Raw genomic sequence first — 17,439 nt, forward strand, 5'->3', positions numbered from 1 at the left:
CCACTATTTATAAGTGATTGATAATCAGATAATTAATTTTAAGTATAGTGTTGGTGCTATTTCTATACTGTCCGGTTCCGTACACCTGGGTGTCCTGTAGCGAACAGCGGGCGGGCAAGGGAAAGGGAATTTGTAGCTGATGCTTTATACTTAGCCGGAAACATGGCATATTGCACAGAAAAAACGTAGTTTTACATATACAGCTGCGCGAAATCAACATAAAACTATGAGTAAAATCCCCTGCAAAGTATTGGTGGTAGATGATGAGGAAGATATCCTGATGGCAGGCAAACTGCTCCTGAAGCAACATTTTGAAGTCGTCATCACGACCTCAGACCCCTACCGGATTCCAACGCTTTTGCTGGAAAACGCCTTTGATGTGGTGCTGCTGGACATGAACTACAGCACCGGTGCCACCTCCAGCAAGGAAGGGTTCCACTGGCTGAAGCAGATACTCCAGCTCTCCCCAAAGACCACTGTGATACTGATGACAGCCTATGGCGACATAGAACTCGCCGTGCGCGCCTTAAAAGAGGGAGCCACTGATTTTGTACTCAAACCCTGGCAGAACGAGAAACTAGTAGCCATACTTAAAACGGCCTGCCAGAACCGGGCTTCCACGAGCAAGCGCAGTGCCGAGATAGCCGAGCGCGAAAATACCGCCTACCACTACGATGGCTTCATCGGCGTGTCGCCGGCCATGCAGCGTGTGTACCAGACCATAGCCAAAGTGGCCGCCACCGATGCCAATGTGCTTATACTTGGTGAGAACGGAACAGGCAAGGAAGTGGCCGCCCGTGCCCTGCACCGGAAATCGAAACGGGCAGGCAGCGTGTTTGAGATCGTGGACTTGGGTGCCATCAGCACAACGCTCTTTGAGAGCGAGTTGTTTGGCCATGCCAAGGGGGCTTATACGGATGCCAAGGAGGAGCGGGCGGGGAGGCTGGAGGCAGCCTCCGGCGGCACGCTTTTCCTGGATGAGATCGGCAACCTGTCGCTGGCGCTGCAGGCCAAGCTCTTAACGGTGCTGCAAAGCAGGCAGGTTATCCGCCTCGGCACCAACCGGCCACGCCTCATCGACATACGTCTTATCTGCGCCACCAACATGCCCCTTTACGAGATGGTGCGCGAGGGCACGTTTCGCCAGGACTTGCTTTACCGCATCAACACCGTGGAGATACATTTGCCGCCCCTGCGCGAGCGGCGCGAGGACATCAGGCTGCTGGCCGAGCACTTCCTGAAAGTATACCGCCAGAAGTATGACCGCCCCGAACTACACCTGAACACCGAAACGCTGCGCCGTCTCAACGAGTACCACTGGCCCGGCAACATACGAGAGCTGGATCATGCCATGGAGCGGGCCGTTATACTTTGCGACGGCAACGAGCTGCACCCTGATGACTTTTACTTTGCCCCCAGCGAAAACGGGCAGCCCAAACCGCATGCACCGGAAAGTATAACCGACAATGATTACACCTTAGAGGCGCTGGAGAAAATGATGGTGCAGAAGGCGCTGGTAAAACATTCGGGCAATATCACGCACGCCGCCAAAGAACTGGGCATCACGCGCACCGCCCTGTACCGCAGAATAGAGAAGCATGGGCTATAGTGGCTTCAGGTTAAGGCTGCTGCTGCGCCTATTTCTGCTGGTCGCCGTGGTAGGGGTGCTCCTGCTGGTGCTCTTCCGCACCGACTGGTACATGACGGCCCTGGTGCTGTTCCTGCTCGTGCTCTTCCAACTCTACGACCTCATTCATTTTGTGGAGCGCACCAACCGCGACATCAGCAGTTTTCTGCAGTCCATCCGCCACTCCGACTTTACCCAGCGTTTCGCCACGGAGGGGGGAAACCCGTCTTACCGCGAGCTCTACCAGAGTTTCAATGATATCTCGGAGGCCTTCCAGCGGGTAAAAACGGAAAAGCAAGTCCATTACCATTACCTGCAGGCCATTGTGGAGCAGGTGGGGGTAGGGATACTTTCTTTTGATGAGGAGGGGGAGGTGCAGCTAGTGAACCACGTCACCAGGGAACTGCTGCACGTGCCGCACCTGCGCCATCTCGATTCGCTGGAGCGGATCAGCAGGGAGCTGGTGCAGGCACTCTATACCATCGGCCACGAGGAGAAGCGACTGGTGACGCTACAGGTAAACGATGAACTGCTGCTGCTGAACCTCAATGCCACTGAGCTGCAAATGCAGGGGCAGCCGCTCAAGATCGTGACGCTGCAGAACATACAGTCGGAGCTGGAGGAGCAGGAGCTGCAGACCTGGCAGAAGGTGATTCGGGTGCTGACGCACGAGATCATGAACTCGGTAACGCCGGTGGTGTCGCTGGCGACGACGGTAAGCAACCTGCTGGAGCAGGAGGTGATGGTCAGGCACGAGACTGGCGAGGGGATTAATCAGGAGGTGCTGGAGGATATGCACGCCGGTCTGAAGACCATCGAGAAGCGCAGTGCCGGCATGCTGCACTTTGTAAAGAATTACCGCCGCCTGATGCGCCTGCCGGCCTCTGAGCTTAAGCCGGTGCGGGTAACAGAACTCCTGCGCAATGTGCACACACTCCTGCACCATCAATTGGAAGAGCAGCAGGTGAGCCTGAAAATGTACATGCCCGATGAAAGAACAGAGGTGCTGGCCGATGCCGAGCAGCTGGAGCAGGTGCTTATCAACCTGATCAAAAATGGCCTGGAGGCATGCCAGGGGCGAAGCGGCTCGTGTGTGGAGGTGGTAGCCTTTTTGCCGGAGAACGAGCGCGACAAGCTTCGGATAGATGTAACCGACAACGGGCCCGGGATTCCCGACGATGTGCTGGACAAAATCTTTATACCTTTCTATACCACTAAAAAGCAGGGGTCCGGCATAGGGTTGAGCCTATCCAGGCAAATTATGCAGCAGCACGGCGGCACGATCCGCGTGCACGCCCAACCCGGTGAAACAACCTTTAGCCTGGGGCTGAGGAGAGTGAGTGGGGGAGGGATTAGGGAATTTTGAATGAGCGACTGAGTGAATGAGTGAATATAAATTATTCTATACCTCTATTGAGGAGCAAATAGTCACTCATTCACTCACACATTCATTCAAAATTAAATGTTACACATACTGCTGGATCACCTGCGTGAGCTGCTGCGCCGGCATGGCCCCGGACTGCCGCCATACCTGCTGGCCCTTGTGGAATAGTATGAACGTGGGAACGCCCTGCACCCTGAACTGCGCGGCGGCGGTTTGGTTGCTGTCTATGTTCACCTTTATCACCTTCAGCTTGCCGTTGAACTGGCTGGCCACCTGCTGTACCACCGGGCTCATGGCCTTGCAGGGGCCGCACCAGTCGGCGTAGAAGTCCACGAGTACCGGCATGCCCGGGCTGTTGATCAGTTCCTGAAAAGATTTCTTTGCCATGGCTCTTTCTCTAAAGTGTAAAGTATTAGCTAAAAGTAAAAGATACTATTCATACGGTTGCGTGTGCCGTACCGTTTGCAGAGCCAGAAAGGTTAGGGTACGCCCTGTGTACTGCACCTAAAGTATAAAGGTAAGCAGTTGGCGGCTACTGTAGTGTGCTTTTTCCAGAGCAGACAATTTATTCTACTGTTCTTACAAAATTCGCTCCCCGTTTGTATCATAGTAAATTAGTAATTCACTATATTTCGTTTTTCAACCTAAGCCAAAATTATATGCCAAAATTCGACGGTTCAGAGGGTGTAGCCATAGACCTGGCCACAGCCGCTAAATGGACTAGAAACTACCGCGAAAGAGCCACGCCAGACCCTGTGCGCGGAGTAGTGGTCAAGGGCCACTTCTTTGGCCGCGAAATTCTGGAGAAGATACTGAGCCAGGAAGGCTGCATGGGCATCCGGGTGTACCACGCGCGCGACGAGCGGGGACAGCGCCAGCTGGTGCTGGTGGGTGCCAACGCCGATGGCGAAGACATGACACAGGGCACAGTAGCGGATGGCGCTAAGGTATGCCCACCAGACTGTGCGACAGGGGAGCTGAATGGCTAATGGAGTTTTACATTCGGGAGATTTATCCTTGGGTAGTTGAGGTATCCTCCTTTAGCTTTAGCATACCGCTCGTAGCTGGCATTTTGCTGATAAGAAAGCGGAACAGCAAGCTGTTTAACCTACTTTTGCTATACACAGTTTTTATTGCCCTGATAGAGATAACAGGGCAGCTGACCGTATACCTGGGCACCAGGAACAACCATTGGATTCAGCATATTTACACGCCCATAGAGTACGTTTTGCTGGCGATGGTCTACTACTTTAGCCTCACCAGCAGGTTTCTAAAACGTGGAATAGTGATAAGTATAGCAGGCATTAGTGTGTTGTGCGTGCTGACTGTGGTTATGGTGGAAGATATCACACAGATGAACTCCATGCCGCGAATGATAGCCGGGGCAATGCTGATTGCGATGGCCGTGCTCTACTTTTACCAGACCGCCAGCAGGCCAAGCTTTACCTACCTGGACCGTGACCCCATGTTTGTGCTCAGCAGCGGGGTCATTATTTACCAGGCGGGCACTGCTATGGCCTTCAGCATGTTCAACGCAGCGCTAGCCGAGTCTTACGACGCCGCCCGAATTTGTTTGTCTATTATTGTGGTGCTCAACATCCTGTTTAGGATTGTACTGATGATGGCCCTGAGGCGGGCCCCTGTAGCATGAAAACTCTGGACCCTCTCATACTGATCACGCCCGTTATGCTGATGCTGGCGGTAGGAATCATTGTGTTCGTGGTGCTCTACCAGCGGCGCATGCTGCAGCACCAGGAGCAGCTGCGCCAGTTGCAGTCGGTTAAGCAGCAGCAGCTGCTGGAGGCTACCCTGCACGCGCAGGAGGAGGAGCGCCGCCGCGTGGCCCGCGACCTGCACGACGAGGTGGGCGCCATGCTGGCCCTTGTCCGCCTGAACCTGCACCAGATGGTGAGCCACACGGAAGCCAGGGATGAGAAATTGCTGCGCAACACCCAGCACCTGAAGCAGCAACTGGACGAGGTGCTCAGCAGCGTGCGCCGCATCTCCCACGATCTGATGCCGGTGGTGCTGGAGAAAATGGGGCTAGCTCAGGCTTTGGACGCCTTGCGTAGAACCCTTGCCCACAGCGGGCAAATAGAGTTGATTATCAGCTACAACGATAAAAGTAAACGCTTCAAACCGCAACACGAATTACTGCTGTACCGTATGGTGCAGGAGTTGCTGAACAACACCATCAAGCACGCCCGGGCTACTCAGGTAAAAATAGACCTGCAGTTTACGCCCACGGAGACAAAGCTACTTTACAAGGACAATGGCGTAGGCTTTGATATGGCCACCATGCAGCAGGAGAAAGCATTGAGCGGTGGACTGGGCATTATGAGCCTGCAGAGCCGGGCGGCCCTCCTGAACGGAAGCATCAGTTTCACGTCTGCTCCAGGGGGAGGCACAACCGCCAGCATCAGCATTCCTACTACATCACCCGAACTAATACCTACACAACCAACATAATTTAAACCTGTTACTGCCCATGGAGTATCAGCCGCTTACTTTGGCTATTGCCGATGATCACAACCTGTTCCGGAAGGGGGTTCTGGAACTGTTGAAGGCTTTTGAGGAAATTACCTTGGTAGCTGACGCCAGCAATGGCGCCGAACTGCTCGAAAAAATTGAGTCCGACTTGCCCGATGTGGTGATGCTGGACCTGGAAATGCCCGAAATGGACGGCGTAGCCACCTCGCGTTACCTGCTGTCGAAGTACCCTGACGTGCGCATTCTCGTGATGTCTACCTACGGGGATGAGGCGCTGGTGGAGAGCCTGCTGGAGGAAGGCGTAAAGGGCTACCTGCTCAAGAATTCCGAACCCGACGAGCTGCGGCAGGCCCTGCAAGCCCTGCGTGCCGGTGATGGGTTCTTCTCGTCCGGCATCAGAATCGACTCCTTCTGACAAGCCCTTGCGCCCAAACGGTACAGAGCCCGGTTCCTCAAGAGCCGGGCTTTCTTTGAATCAATTTATTTATACTTATACCAAGTAAAGGTAAACTTTTTTCAGGGGATCAAGTATTAGGACTATATAATATGTGTTTAATATAATATTGAAAGATTTCTTTTTGCACCCTTTGAAAACATACCTGTTGCGGCAGGCCCTGGCGGCAGGTATACTTTGCTGCGCCATACTTTTGCCGGCAGAGGCTGAGGCGCAAAATACTACCAGGCAGGATACCACACAGCAGCAGGCAAAGACCCGGCAGCAGGCTTCTCCGCGGCCGAACCAGTTCGAGGAAGTTATCCGCAGTTCAGCCGACCTGGAAGTAGACGGCCTGATCGTCGACGAGACCATCACCAAGATTGGCCGCGACTTTTACGATATTTTCCATCGGCAGTGGGAGGCGCCGCCTTCTGCCAAGAACTTTACCATACTTATAAAAGAGCGCCCTACCCGTGGCAGCGGTGCCCTGATCCAAGTTGCGCTGAACGATGAGTTGCTTTTTGAGCAGCAACTGCAGCCAAGGTATGATATGATAGAGGAAACAGCGACTTATGTGGCAGCAGGGCTTTACGAGTACCTGGTCCGGAACCAGCTGCAGCAACAGCTGGAGGCTGAGGGGCAGCAACTGAGAGAGGTATTTTAAGACAACGTATTATCTAACGCATCTATGAAAAATGTTATTACTACTCTGGTAGCATTTCTTTTGCTCACTTTAGTAAATCTTAGTAATGTGCAAGCGCAGGATATGGTTTATACTCCGAAGAACCCTGCCTTTGGCGGCAACCCCTACAACTACTCCTGGATGCACAGCTCTGCCCAGTCGCAGGACAAGCTGAAGGACCCGGATGCCGAGAGCGGCTCGCTGTATAACCGCGATCCGATGGAGGACTTTAAGAACAGCCTGAACCGCCAGATCCTCAATGAGCTTTCGCGAAAGCTGATCGCCAATCAGTTCGGCGAGGACGGCGTGACCCCAGGCAGCTACACCTTAGGCGATTACCAGATCGACGTAACCGAAGGCCCCGGGGGCATTAACATCGACATTGTAGACATGACTTCGGGCAACCGCACTTCAGTTACCATCCCATACTATTAAGGTTAAAGCTTACTCCCCAACTGTTCCTGTACCCTGGCTTTTCCTTACTACCTCGCCCTCTCTTATGATCCAAAAGCTTTACACCTATACTTATTATACGCTGCTGTTGTTAGGGCTTTGCCTGGGGCAGAGCTGCTCGCCATACTTTCAGCAGCCCATGCGGAGCTCGGAAGCTTCGCTGGGGGTGCCTTCCCCGGCTTATAAGGACCTGGTGAGCCTGCCTGAGCCGCAGCAGAAGGTAGTAGCCGCTGTGTACAAGTTCAGGGACCAGACGGGGCAGTACAAACCCTCCGAGATCGGTACCAGCTGGTCTACTGCCGTAACGCAGGGGGCCACCACCATCCTTATCAACTCCCTGGAGGAATCGGGCTGGTTTACGACGATAGAGCGGGAGAACCTGGGCAACCTGCTCAACGAGCGCAAGATCATCCGCTCCACCCGCGCTGAGTCTGAGGCCATAACGGGCAAGAAAGAGCCAAACCTGCCGGGCCTGCTGTTTGCAGGCATCATCCTGGAGGGCGGTATCATTTCCTATGACGCGAACGTGGTGACAGGCGGGGCCGGCTTGCGTTATTTTGGTGCCGGGGGCTCCGGACAGTACCGCGAGGACAAGGTAACGGTGTACCTGCGGGCCATATCCACCGGCACCGGCGAGATCCTGAAAACGGTTTATACTTCCAAAACCATACTTTCGCAGTCTGTTGATTTCGGTGTTTTCCGGTATGTGCACTTCAAGCGCCTGCTCGAGGCAGAAACGGGTTTTACCTATAATGAGCCTTCCGAGATTGCCGTGAAAGAAGCGATAGACAAAGCTGTGCAGAGCATGGTGATCGAGGGGATGCTGGCCGGGTACTGGAGGCCCAAAGACAAAGCCGATCTGGAATCGCAGGTGGTGAAGAATTACCTGCAGGAGAAGGAGGATATTCTTAGTAGCGACATTCACGGCAACCTGATGGCGGAGCGCCGCAGTCTGGTTGGCGTAGCCGGAGCGGCGGGGGCCATGTACTATAAAGGTGATTTCCCGGACTCGCAGGTTGAGTTTATGGGCGAGGTTGGGCTAAAAATCAGCTCGCGGCAAAACATTGGGTTGGACCTTAGGCTGGGCAGAGGCAAATTAGCTACAGACAACGGATTTGATGCTAGTATCAACTATGCGGAGTTAAACCTCAACTATCTCCTGTTTCCGAAACTGCGCTATACGCCATACGTGCAGGTAGGCGGTGGAGGCCTGGTGCTAGGCAGCGGCGTCGTGGACATTTTTGATAGTTTCGGAGACAGCGGCCTGATGCCCTACGTGAAAGCCGGCGCAGGCATGGAGTACCTGCTCACCCGGAACATTGGGTTAGACGTTAGCCTCGGGAGCTCATACTTGCTGGATGACGACCTGGATGAGGTGGAGCAGGGCCGTTTTAACGATTACTTCTGGACGGGGAAAGTCGGTATTAACTTTTACCTGGGTCTATACAAGTAGCTCTTGATCTAGTCTCGGATCACAGGCCGCGTAAAAGTGGCCTGAATTGGTTATAGAGTTGATGACTTTGAGAACAAGGCATGAATTATTTATGTATATAATCAAATAAAAAATATTAATAAATTTTGAAACATTAATATTGTTGATAGGTATAGTGCTAATGTAAATCATCTTAAATCTTAAAAAAATCATTAGCATGAAAAAAAGAGTAATGTATGCTGCCGCGGCAGCATTAATGTTCACAGCAGGTTCTGCTTTCGCACAGAGCACAGCAAACACGGCTACCACATCCCAGAGTGGCATCACAAACATTGCCACCATTGACCAAGTAGGCGGCTTAAGCAACTCCGCCAGCGTAAGCCAGGTAGATTTAAGCAACACAGCAACTATCCAGCAGGATAATGGCGTTGGCAACAGCGCTACCGTTGCTCAAGTTGGAGTTGAGAACAATGCCTTTGTTTGGCAGGATGGAGGCATAAGCAATGAAGCTAATGTTAGCCAAACTGGTTACCAAAATGACACCTACGTTGATCAGTGGGGAGGTGAGGACAACGACACAGAAGTTTCTCAGGCAGGTGACCAGAACTACGCTGAGGTGCTGCAGTACGACGGCGAGAATAACGATGCCGACGTAGTGCAGGAGGGGAACCTAAATACCGCACTGATTCACCAAAGTGGCGGTGAAAGCAACGACGCCGATATTACGCAAGAGGACGGTGACCTGAATGTTGGCCACATTGATCAGGTCGATGGTGAAAACAATGACGCAGACATTGAGCAGGATGGTAATCTAAATAATGCCTACATACTTCAGTTTGGTGGCGAGAACAATGATTCTGACATCGATCAGGATGGAGACCTGAACTTTGCCGCTGTTCTTCAGAGTGGTGGGGAAAGCAACGATGGTGATGTTTATCAGGATGGTGCCTTGAACAGTGCCCTTATTGAACAGGTGGATGGATACCGCAACGATGCTGAAATCAGACAGAACGGTTTAGCTAACGGAGCTGCGATTTACCAGTTTGGCGGCGACTACAACACAGCTGCTGTTGCACAGGATGGCATTGGCAATGGAGCCGTCGTTGTGCAGGAACTGGCTTCCCAGAATGATGCTTCAGTAACGCAGAGTGGCTGGTATAACGGTGCAAGTGTTTATCAGACAGGTCTGTTAAATACAGCCTCTGTTTCGCAGGCTGGCATCCTGAACGGTGCCACTGTGGAGCAGGCAGGAGACACCAACACCGCCACCATCAGCCAGATGGGATGGGGTAATGCTGCCTCAGCTGTCCAGAGCGGTTCCGGCAACGTGAGCACTATCACGCAGCACTAATTAAGAGTTTATATAGTCTCACCCATGGCACCCACGTTGGTTGGGTGCCATGTTTTTTTGCTGTTTCCAAAAGCCTTTGTAAAGCATGGAATCTTGTAGAGGGTACTGCACCCGGGTGGTGCTATGTTAGGAAATAGAAAACTAAATAATTAGAAAAGTATAAATTTAAATTATTTGCATGAAACCATTATACTTTGTTAAAGTATAATATTAGCGTAAATCATTTTAAACTTTCCTCTATTCCCAACACTATGAAAAACAAACAAAAGTATGCAGCAGCAGCTGTAGCAGCTATGCTATTAGCTTCAGGATCAGTATTTGCTCAGAGCGGCACCGCCAACACAGCCACCACAACCCAGACCGGTACCTTAAACAGAGCAGTTTCCAATCAGATGATGGGAACTGCAAATGTGCAATCTATTGTGCAGGAAGGAGATAATAATGCAGTAGAGACAGTACAGCTAGGAGGTGTTGGGAATATGGCTTCAATCACACAAATAGGTGTAGGAAATGCTACTGGTATTTGGCAAACGTACGGAGAAGGCAATGAAGCAGAGGTTTATCAGCAAGGAGGTGGAAATGTAACTTGGGTTGAACAGTATGGTGGTGCCGCGAAGGGTGCCGTTGCGAACCAGTATGGGAACTTTAATAGCGTGTATATTAACCAACCTGAAGGGGAAGATAACATCGCTGAGGTGAACCAAAGCGGAAATGAGAACGGAGCCTTTGTACAGCAGGCTGGTGGTGAGAATAACGATGCTTATGTGACCCAAAACGGAAATCTGAACAGTGTTTTCTTAGATCAGTCTCCTGGAGAAAACAATGATGCTGATATTGTTCAGAACGGAGATGATAACTACACATTCATTGGTCAGTATGGAGGCGAAACCAATGATGCAGAGGTGATCCAAGAAGGAAATCTGAATCGAGCTTCTGTTGGCCAGTATGATGGAGTAAACAATAATGCCGATGTAACCCAGCTGGGTATTGCTAACTATGCTCGTATACTGCAGGACGGAGGCGAGGATAACGATGCTGATATCGACCAGGATGGTACAAACAACTGGGCGGAGACAAACCAAATTGGAGGTGAAAACAACGATGTAGAAGTTGACCAGGCAGGCACAGGTAACATGGCGGAAGTTTGGCAAGTGGAGGGCGAAAATAACGATGCTGACATTGTGCAGGATGGAGAAATGAACGTAGCTAGTATTTCTCAGACCGGAGGGGAAAGCAATGATGCAGATATTACACAGCAGATCAGCATTGAAAACGAAGCTTCGATAGTGCAGGAAGGCGGATTGAACAATGAAGCGGAGATAAACCAGCTACACGATTACAACAATGCTTTTATCACTCAGTTAGGAGGAGAGAATAATGAGGCATATATAAGCCAAAGGGGTGATTATAATAATGCAGACGTTACTCAGATAGGAGGTGTCGGAAATTATACTGATCTCGATCAGAGAGGTGAAGGTATGATGAGTGATATCCTTCAAGATGGAGGTCAGGACAACAGCGTAATGGTAGTGCAGTCTGGCTTGGGGAATTATGCCCTTGTGGAACAGGTAGATGGATTGTCTAACACAGCAGTTGTTGACCAAACGGGCGGGTTTGGTGATCGCGCAATAATCACCCAGAACGGTGGTGATAACAATATAGCAGCGATAGATCAAGATGGTTCCTTCTCTACTTCAACTATCACACAAGAGATGGGTTCTTCCAATAATGCTGCGATATCTCAGTATGCGGCAGACAGTATGGCTGATATCTACCAGACAGGTGTGCTAAACTCAGCGTCGATAACACAGAGCGGTGAACTGAACAATGCTTCTATCTCACAAAGTGGCACAGGCAATAGCAGTGTGATCAATCAGCAATAAAATGTACAAAAACTTCTCCGCGGTGGGTGTGCTGCCCATCGCGGAGAAGTTATAAAGTTATACCCAAACAGGCATTATGAAAAAAGCGATCTTAGCTTTCGTAGCCATCACTGTGCTGGTGCTGAACCAGGCAACTGCGCAAAACAGTAGAACCGAGGAGGCCATGCTCGAGAACCTCCGCTCTAAGAACCTGCAGAACAGGTTACCGGGCGCAGCAGGGGACGTAGCCGAGACAACCCAGGAAGGGCGGGCCAATGTCTCGATGGTGCAGCAGGTGCAGACAAACACTGTGGCGAACCAGGCAAGCGTGCTGCAGGTGGGGAACTATAACAACGCGGTAGTGCAGCAAAATGGCACGGGCATACGTGCCACCATAGGCCAGTATGGCAACAGTAACTCGTACGAAGGCAGCCTACTGGGCAACAATTTGAGTTCCAATGTGGTGCAGCAGGGCGATAACAATGCCGTGAACCAGCACATAAGAGGCAACAGCCTGGAATACAGTCTTATCCAGCTGGGTAACAATAACACCATCAATCAACTAGAAACTACCCCTGCCTCCAGGCCTTACCAGGTGGTGCAGGAGGGCAACAACATGAACATTACCATTGAGCAGAGCAGAGGCTTTGCGCCCGCCACTATCCAAAAGCAGTAATGGGATAGCATAGTCCCGTTCCCTTTCCTAACTATTATTCCTATAGAATTGAGGTGCTGGCATCTGGTGGGTGCTGCATAGCTGGCTGTATTGTAGATCAGCGACAGACAAAGGCGTAAGTGTAATTGTTAAAGTATAAGTTATTCATAAAAATAGACAACATAAGTATAGTATATAAGTATATGTTTATACTTAGCTAGACTTTTCCAACTTGCTGCTAAATCACCAAACTTAACCTTCACATGTTAAAAGCTGCTTCTACCCTTAAGTTGTTTTGCTTTTCTCTACTTTTAATCGGTCTTGCCTCCTGCAACGAAGAAACTGTGGAGCCGGAAGGAGGGGGCTCTATCAGAGGAGTAGTGATACATGCCGAAACCGATGCGCCCATCTCGGGTGTGAGTATCAGCACAAAACCAGCCACTGCAGCCGTTATTACCGATCAGGAAGGAAATTTCTCGATACCGGAGGTAGATGCCGGAGAGTATAATGTGGTGGCCCAGAAGCTCGGATACAAGATGAAAGGCGTGACCGTAGCCGTTAAAAGCTTTAAGAGCAGCCATGTTACCATTGTGCTGGAGGAGGCTATTGGCGGCGGACTGGCTCCAGGCAAGGCGACTAACCCGGTGCCAGCGTCAGGCACTACGTCCCAGCCAACGGATGTAACCCTACGCTGGAAGGCCCCGAAGTCCAACAGCAGCGACACGCTTTCCTACGATGTGTACTTGTACGAGTCTGGCAACACGGAGAAAAGATTGATCGCCGAAGCCATTTCAGACACAAGCGTGGTGGCCAGGAACCTGAAGTATAACACGACGTACTTTTGGCAGGTGGTGGTAAAGGATGCCAGTAGCCGAACATCTAACGGGGATGTCTGGAGCTTTACGACGCTGGCGCTCACCAATGCCCGCTACCTTTTCGCCCGGGCCATTGAGGGCGATTACAACATTTATCGCTCAGACGGCACAGAGGTCAACACCTTCAGGCTTACCTCGGGCGTGAGCCGCGACTGGTGGCCCCTGCTGAACCCTAAGCGCGATGTGATAGCGTATGCCTCCAACGAATCCGTAGAGCCCCAGATCTACACCATGAATCTGGACGGAACGGGCAAGCTGCAGATTACCACGGTGCCTGTGGCTGGCTACCATAACCAGGGTATTGGTTTTGTGTGGTCGCCGGACGGCGGGCAGCTGATTTACCCGCACTACGATAAGCTATACCGCATTGTGCGCGACGGCTCCGGACTTACCGTGCTGGCCACCGCCCCGGAGGGCCGCCACTTCCGCATGCTCGAATGGACAGACCGCGGCAATAAGATTCTGGCGCAGACCATCGGGCAGAACATCAACCATTCCGAGATTTACATCATGGACTCCAACGGGGCAAACATGACGGTGCTGGTGGAGAACCTGCCGGGGCGCGTGGAGAGCCCCGCCTTCGCGATAGATGGCAAAAGTATACTTTATACCCACGATGCGGCTGGTTTCGAGAATACCGAGGGCCGGCAGTTGAATTCCCGCATCTACCGGAAGGAGCTGGGCACGAACCGGGTGACGGATTTATCCAGCGGAAAGCCCGCCGGCACAAACGACCTGTACCCGCGCTACTCACCAACCGGCGATAAGATTATTTTTGTGAATACGCCAAACGATGGTTTTGGCCCCTACGATATTTATGTGATGGATGCCAATGGCAGCAACCGCACCAGGATCTTCTCCAACGCCACCATGCCGGACTGGAAATAAGTATCATCTTAAACCACTCAAGAGCAAAGAGCCACGGTTCGTATCGTGGCTTTTTCTGTGTACGGCCAGAGCCGGAAGTATAAAAAGTTTACTTCATACTTATTATACTTGTTATACTTGTGCAGGCACAGAAAACCATACGACCAGGGTTGTTGTTTAGATGGATGGAAGTATAAAGTATAATTGCTGCGTAGTATGGCCAGAAAGCAGGCGGAACAAGTATGCGAGCTTTGCGGCAGAGAGGTGCTGAATTTGTCGCGGCACCACCTGGTGCCCCGCGAGGAAGGAGGCCGCTACGGCGCTACCGCCGAGCTTTGCCAGCCCTGCCATAGCACCCTGCACCTCACCTTTAGCAACCGCGAGCTGGCACAGATCTACAATTCCATACCCGCGCTGCAGCAGGCGGAGCCGCTGCAGAAGTACCTGAAGTGGGTGCGCGGCAAGCGTATCGAGAAAATAGCAAACCGCCGCGGCAAGCGCCGATAAGGTATATAGTCCGAGCAAGTGAAAAAGGCACTCTCGTGAGCACCTTTCCTGGGCGTCTGCCACTTATTTCTCTGTCCCTCTTAGCTTCAGGATCAGATCCATTTTAAAGTGATGCAGGCCGCTTTCGAGGCCTGCCGGGTAGCTGTGCGGGTTCAGATAGCGGCGTATGCTTTCGTGTAGCTGAGTAATTTCCTTTAAAGTATGGGCTTTTATACCTGGCAGGTCTGGCAACGTATAAACCAGCTTGCCCTGCCTGAAAATCGGCACCAGCAGGTCTTTGTGCTTTGCATCTTCCTCCACATTGCGGCGGCGGGTTAGGTCCAGCGGGTCCACGATCTGCGGGTGCTCTGGTAGCTGCTCCTGCTCGTTGTAGATCATGTCGGCCAGGTAACGCTCCTGGTTATAAAAGCGGCGCACTTGCAGGATGCCCGGGTTCGAGGTTTTCGCCAGCTGCTCCGATAGCTTGATCTTATACTCCCACTTGCCGTTTTTTATCGCGGCCAGTTTGTACACGCCACCCAGGGCAGGCTGATCATAAGCGGTGACCATTTTGGTGCCTATGCCCCACACATTTATTTTGGCGCCCTCCTGCTTCAGGTGCGTAATCAGGCGCTCATCCAGGTCGTTGCTGGCCACGATGCTAGCATCCTGAAATCCGGCAGCATCCAATAATTTCCGGGCTTCCTTGCTCAGGTACGTCAGGTCGCCGGAGTCGAGGCGGATGCCCCCGAAGAGAAAGCCCTTTGGCTGCAGTTTTTTGGCCACCGCGATGGCCTTTTTCACGCCCTCCACAGTATCGTAGGTATCCACCAGAAAAACAGAGTCCTTCGGGAATGCCTCGCCATACGCCTCAAAAGCATCCTCTTCTGTATCAAAGGCCTGCACCCAGCTGTGGGCGTGCGTACCTTTTACCGGGATGTTGAATAGCTGCCCCGCCAGCAGGTTGGAGGTGGCATCGGCGCCACCAATATAAGCTGCGCGTGCCGCAGAAAGCGAGCCGTCTATACCCTGTGCCCGACGCATGCCAAACTCTATTACGGTATCGCCTTTGGCGGCCTCTTTAATACGGGCGGCCTTGGTGGCAATTAGTGTTTGGAAATTGATGATGGTAAGCAGCGGCGTCTCAATGAGCTGTGCCTGTAGCAGGGGACCTTTTACGCGCACCAGCGGCTCGCTCGGGAACACCACTGTTCCTTCCGGAATGGCGTCTACATCGCAGGAGAACTCCATGCGGGCCAGGTAGTCGATGAATTCCTGCTCAAAAAGTGGCTGCCCCTGGCTGCCTTTCAGACTGCTGAGGTAGGCAAGGTCCTCCTCCGTGAATTTCAGCGCCTGCAGGTACTCCACCACATGCTCCAGTCCCGCCGCCACCGTATAGCCGCCGCCAAACGGGTGCTTCCGGAAGTATAAATGAAACACAGCCTCGCGCTCAGCCATGCCGTTTTTCCAGTAGCCGTAGGCCATTGTCAGCTGGTAGAGGTCGGTGAGGAGGGTGAGGGAGGTGCGATAGATTTCCTGAAGTGCCATGGGCCGTTTTTCTGTTGTTTGTGCCGAAATTTAAGAAGTATACCTGAGAAAAGCCGAAAAGGCTGCCGTTTGGGTATGTTTCGGCCTTGCGCTCAGTTCTATAAAATTATATTTGCGGTTTGATGCATGTATCTGCAACTTTATGGCATGCAGAAACGACAGTTTATACCTTTTTCGGAGGTTAAGGATAAGAAGGCTATCGTGGTGGACAGCACCCATGCCAATGGCTTCATGCTTTCGCACTGGAAGGGCGCCCCAACGCCTACGTCGGTGAAGGACGACACCAGCGCGGCCATAGTATTGAACGCCATGCGCCAGCAACTGCCTGAGCTGGACCTGCCTTACGTGACCGCCAACCACTTCGACATCGACGGATTTGTGGGGGTGTGGGCTTTGCTGAACCCGGAGCTGGCGCTGGAGAACGAGGAGCTGCTGCGGCAAATGGCTTTAATCGGCGATTTCCGGGAGCTGGACCTGAACCACCCGCTGGCCGGTGAGGCGCTGAAGCTGGTGTGCTGGCTGAATGCCAGGGAGCGGGAGCTGTTTTACAGGCCTTTTGAGGCGGATGAGATGGAGGAGAAGGAGGCGGCGCAGTGCGTGCAGAAGTTCCGCTATTTTCTGCGTGAGTTTACCCGTGTGCTGCAGGACCCGGACTGGGAAAAAGGCGCCTGGGAAGATGAGGTGGCCAGCGTGCTGCTGGGCTACCGCGATATGTACAAGCCGGAGACAAAGATCACGCGCCACCCCGAGATCGGCCTCATCATCATCGAGACCCCGCACCCGCTGCATTACTACGCCCTCTTCAGCCGCTCTCAGGGGTTTGACATGGTGCTTGCCTGCTACCAGGGCAATAAGTATGAACTGGAGTATAAGTATACCACCTGGGTGGATATTACCTCCCGGCCAACACTTCCGAGGCTAAGTATGGCCCCGCTGGCCGCACGCCTCAACGAACTTGAAACGTCCGGCCGCCGCTGGACGCATGATGCTGTGACCGAAACCGGCCCGCTCCTGCGCCTGGACGGTGATAAGCTTACCCGCTCCGAAACCTATGCCAATCCCACCGAACGCGAGATTTATACTTCGTCTATACCCGTGGAGCAGCTGAAGCAAGAGGTGGTGCAGTATTACGAGCAGGCTTACCTGGGCATCCAACCGAAGTATAACTGGACCTGGAAAGAGGTGAAGGAATTGAACAGGGGGAATTAAAACTAAATATTGGGCAACCGGAAGCCAAGGTGAACCTGCTTTTGCTCCTGTTGAAGTATAAGTTTATAGTTGCTGCCGTTGC

The 17,439-nt window shown here is 52.3% G+C and carries 16 protein-coding genes and 1 pseudogene; 15 read left to right on the forward strand and 2 right to left on the reverse strand.

From position 1 onward, the window contains the following. Positions 1–226: 226 nt before the first annotated feature. The gene (locus OH144_RS02230; protein WP_266204656.1) at positions 227–1,609 is read left to right on the forward strand and encodes a sigma-54-dependent transcriptional regulator; all 1,383 of its coding nucleotides are present in this window, start codon (positions 227–229) and stop codon (positions 1,607–1,609) included. Next, positions 1,599–2,993 carry a sensor histidine kinase gene (locus OH144_RS02235; protein ID WP_266204657.1) on the forward strand — a complete coding sequence of 465 codons (1,395 nt, stop codon included), beginning with the start codon at positions 1,599–1,601 and terminating at the stop codon, positions 2,991–2,993. Before OH144_RS02230 ends, OH144_RS02235 begins: the two co-directional genes overlap by 11 nt. A gap of 99 nt (positions 2,994–3,092) precedes the next feature. Here OH144_RS02235 and trxA read toward each other — a convergent pair. After that, positions 3,093–3,407, reverse strand: a pseudogene (gene trxA, locus OH144_RS02240) (thioredoxin); the annotation flags it as partial. Between the two features lie 263 nt (positions 3,408–3,670). Here trxA and OH144_RS02245 point away from each other — a divergent pair. From OH144_RS02245 to OH144_RS02300, 12 genes are all read left to right on the forward strand, one after another. Beyond that, positions 3,671–4,000 (forward strand): hypothetical protein, encoded by a 330-nt coding sequence (locus OH144_RS02245; protein WP_266204659.1) that lies wholly within the window; start codon positions 3,671–3,673, stop codon positions 3,998–4,000. Between the two features lie 125 nt (positions 4,001–4,125). Further along, complete coding sequence (locus tag OH144_RS02250) at positions 4,126–4,662, forward strand: hypothetical protein (RefSeq protein WP_266204660.1); 537 nt, start codon at positions 4,126–4,128, stop codon at positions 4,660–4,662. Then, a complete protein-coding gene (locus OH144_RS02255) occupies positions 4,659–5,480 on the forward strand; it encodes a sensor histidine kinase (protein WP_266204661.1) in 822 nt (273 codons plus the stop codon). Before OH144_RS02250 ends, OH144_RS02255 begins: the two co-directional genes overlap by 4 nt. Before the next feature lie 19 nt (positions 5,481–5,499). After that, the gene (locus tag OH144_RS02260) at positions 5,500–5,916 is read left to right on the forward strand and encodes a response regulator (protein ID WP_266204662.1); all 417 of its coding nucleotides are present in this window, start codon (positions 5,500–5,502) and stop codon (positions 5,914–5,916) included. A 172-nt stretch (positions 5,917–6,088) separates the two neighbouring features. Next, a complete protein-coding gene (locus OH144_RS02265; protein ID WP_266204663.1) occupies positions 6,089–6,601 on the forward strand; it encodes a CsgE family curli-type amyloid fiber assembly protein in 513 nt (170 codons plus the stop codon). A gap of 24 nt (positions 6,602–6,625) precedes the next feature. Beyond that, complete coding sequence (locus OH144_RS02270) at positions 6,626–7,054, forward strand: curli production assembly/transport component CsgF (RefSeq protein WP_266204664.1); 429 nt, start codon at positions 6,626–6,628, stop codon at positions 7,052–7,054. A 64-nt stretch (positions 7,055–7,118) separates the two neighbouring features. Then, positions 7,119–8,525, forward strand: a complete 1,407-nt coding sequence (locus tag OH144_RS02275) for a CsgG/HfaB family protein (RefSeq protein WP_266204665.1) — start codon at positions 7,119–7,121, stop codon at positions 8,523–8,525. A 196-nt stretch (positions 8,526–8,721) separates the two neighbouring features. Then, entirely contained in the window at positions 8,722–9,855 is a 1,134-nt protein-coding gene (locus OH144_RS02280; RefSeq protein ID WP_266204666.1) for a hypothetical protein, read from the forward strand. Between the two features lie 251 nt (positions 9,856–10,106). Next, positions 10,107–11,738 (forward strand): hypothetical protein, encoded by a 1,632-nt coding sequence (locus tag OH144_RS02285; RefSeq protein ID WP_266204667.1) that lies wholly within the window; start codon positions 10,107–10,109, stop codon positions 11,736–11,738. 76 nt (positions 11,739–11,814) lie between these two features. Further along, a complete protein-coding gene (locus tag OH144_RS02290; protein WP_266204668.1) occupies positions 11,815–12,393 on the forward strand; it encodes a hypothetical protein in 579 nt (192 codons plus the stop codon). 323 nt (positions 12,394–12,716) lie between these two features. Then, positions 12,717–14,135 (forward strand): carboxypeptidase-like regulatory domain-containing protein, encoded by a 1,419-nt coding sequence (locus OH144_RS02295; RefSeq protein WP_266204669.1) that lies wholly within the window; start codon positions 12,717–12,719, stop codon positions 14,133–14,135. Positions 14,136–14,330: 195 nt separating this feature from the next. Further along, positions 14,331–14,621, forward strand: a complete 291-nt coding sequence (locus OH144_RS02300; protein ID WP_266204670.1) for an HNH endonuclease family protein — start codon at positions 14,331–14,333, stop codon at positions 14,619–14,621. Positions 14,622–14,684: 63 nt separating this feature from the next. Here the strand turns inward: OH144_RS02300 and OH144_RS02305 are convergent, their stop codons facing one another. Then, positions 14,685–16,148 (reverse strand): nicotinate phosphoribosyltransferase, encoded by a 1,464-nt coding sequence (locus OH144_RS02305; RefSeq protein ID WP_266204671.1) that lies wholly within the window; start codon positions 16,146–16,148, stop codon positions 14,685–14,687. 147 nt (positions 16,149–16,295) lie between these two features. On the opposite strand from OH144_RS02305, the gene OH144_RS02310 reads away from it, so the two are divergent. Then, the gene (locus OH144_RS02310; RefSeq protein WP_266204672.1) at positions 16,296–17,357 is read left to right on the forward strand and encodes a DUF6687 family protein; all 1,062 of its coding nucleotides are present in this window, start codon (positions 16,296–16,298) and stop codon (positions 17,355–17,357) included. Positions 17,358–17,439: the final 82 nt, after the last annotated feature.

The sequence above is a fragment of the Pontibacter kalidii genome, assembly GCF_026278245.1.
GTDB lineage: Bacteria > Bacteroidota > Bacteroidia > Cytophagales > Hymenobacteraceae > Pontibacter > Pontibacter kalidii.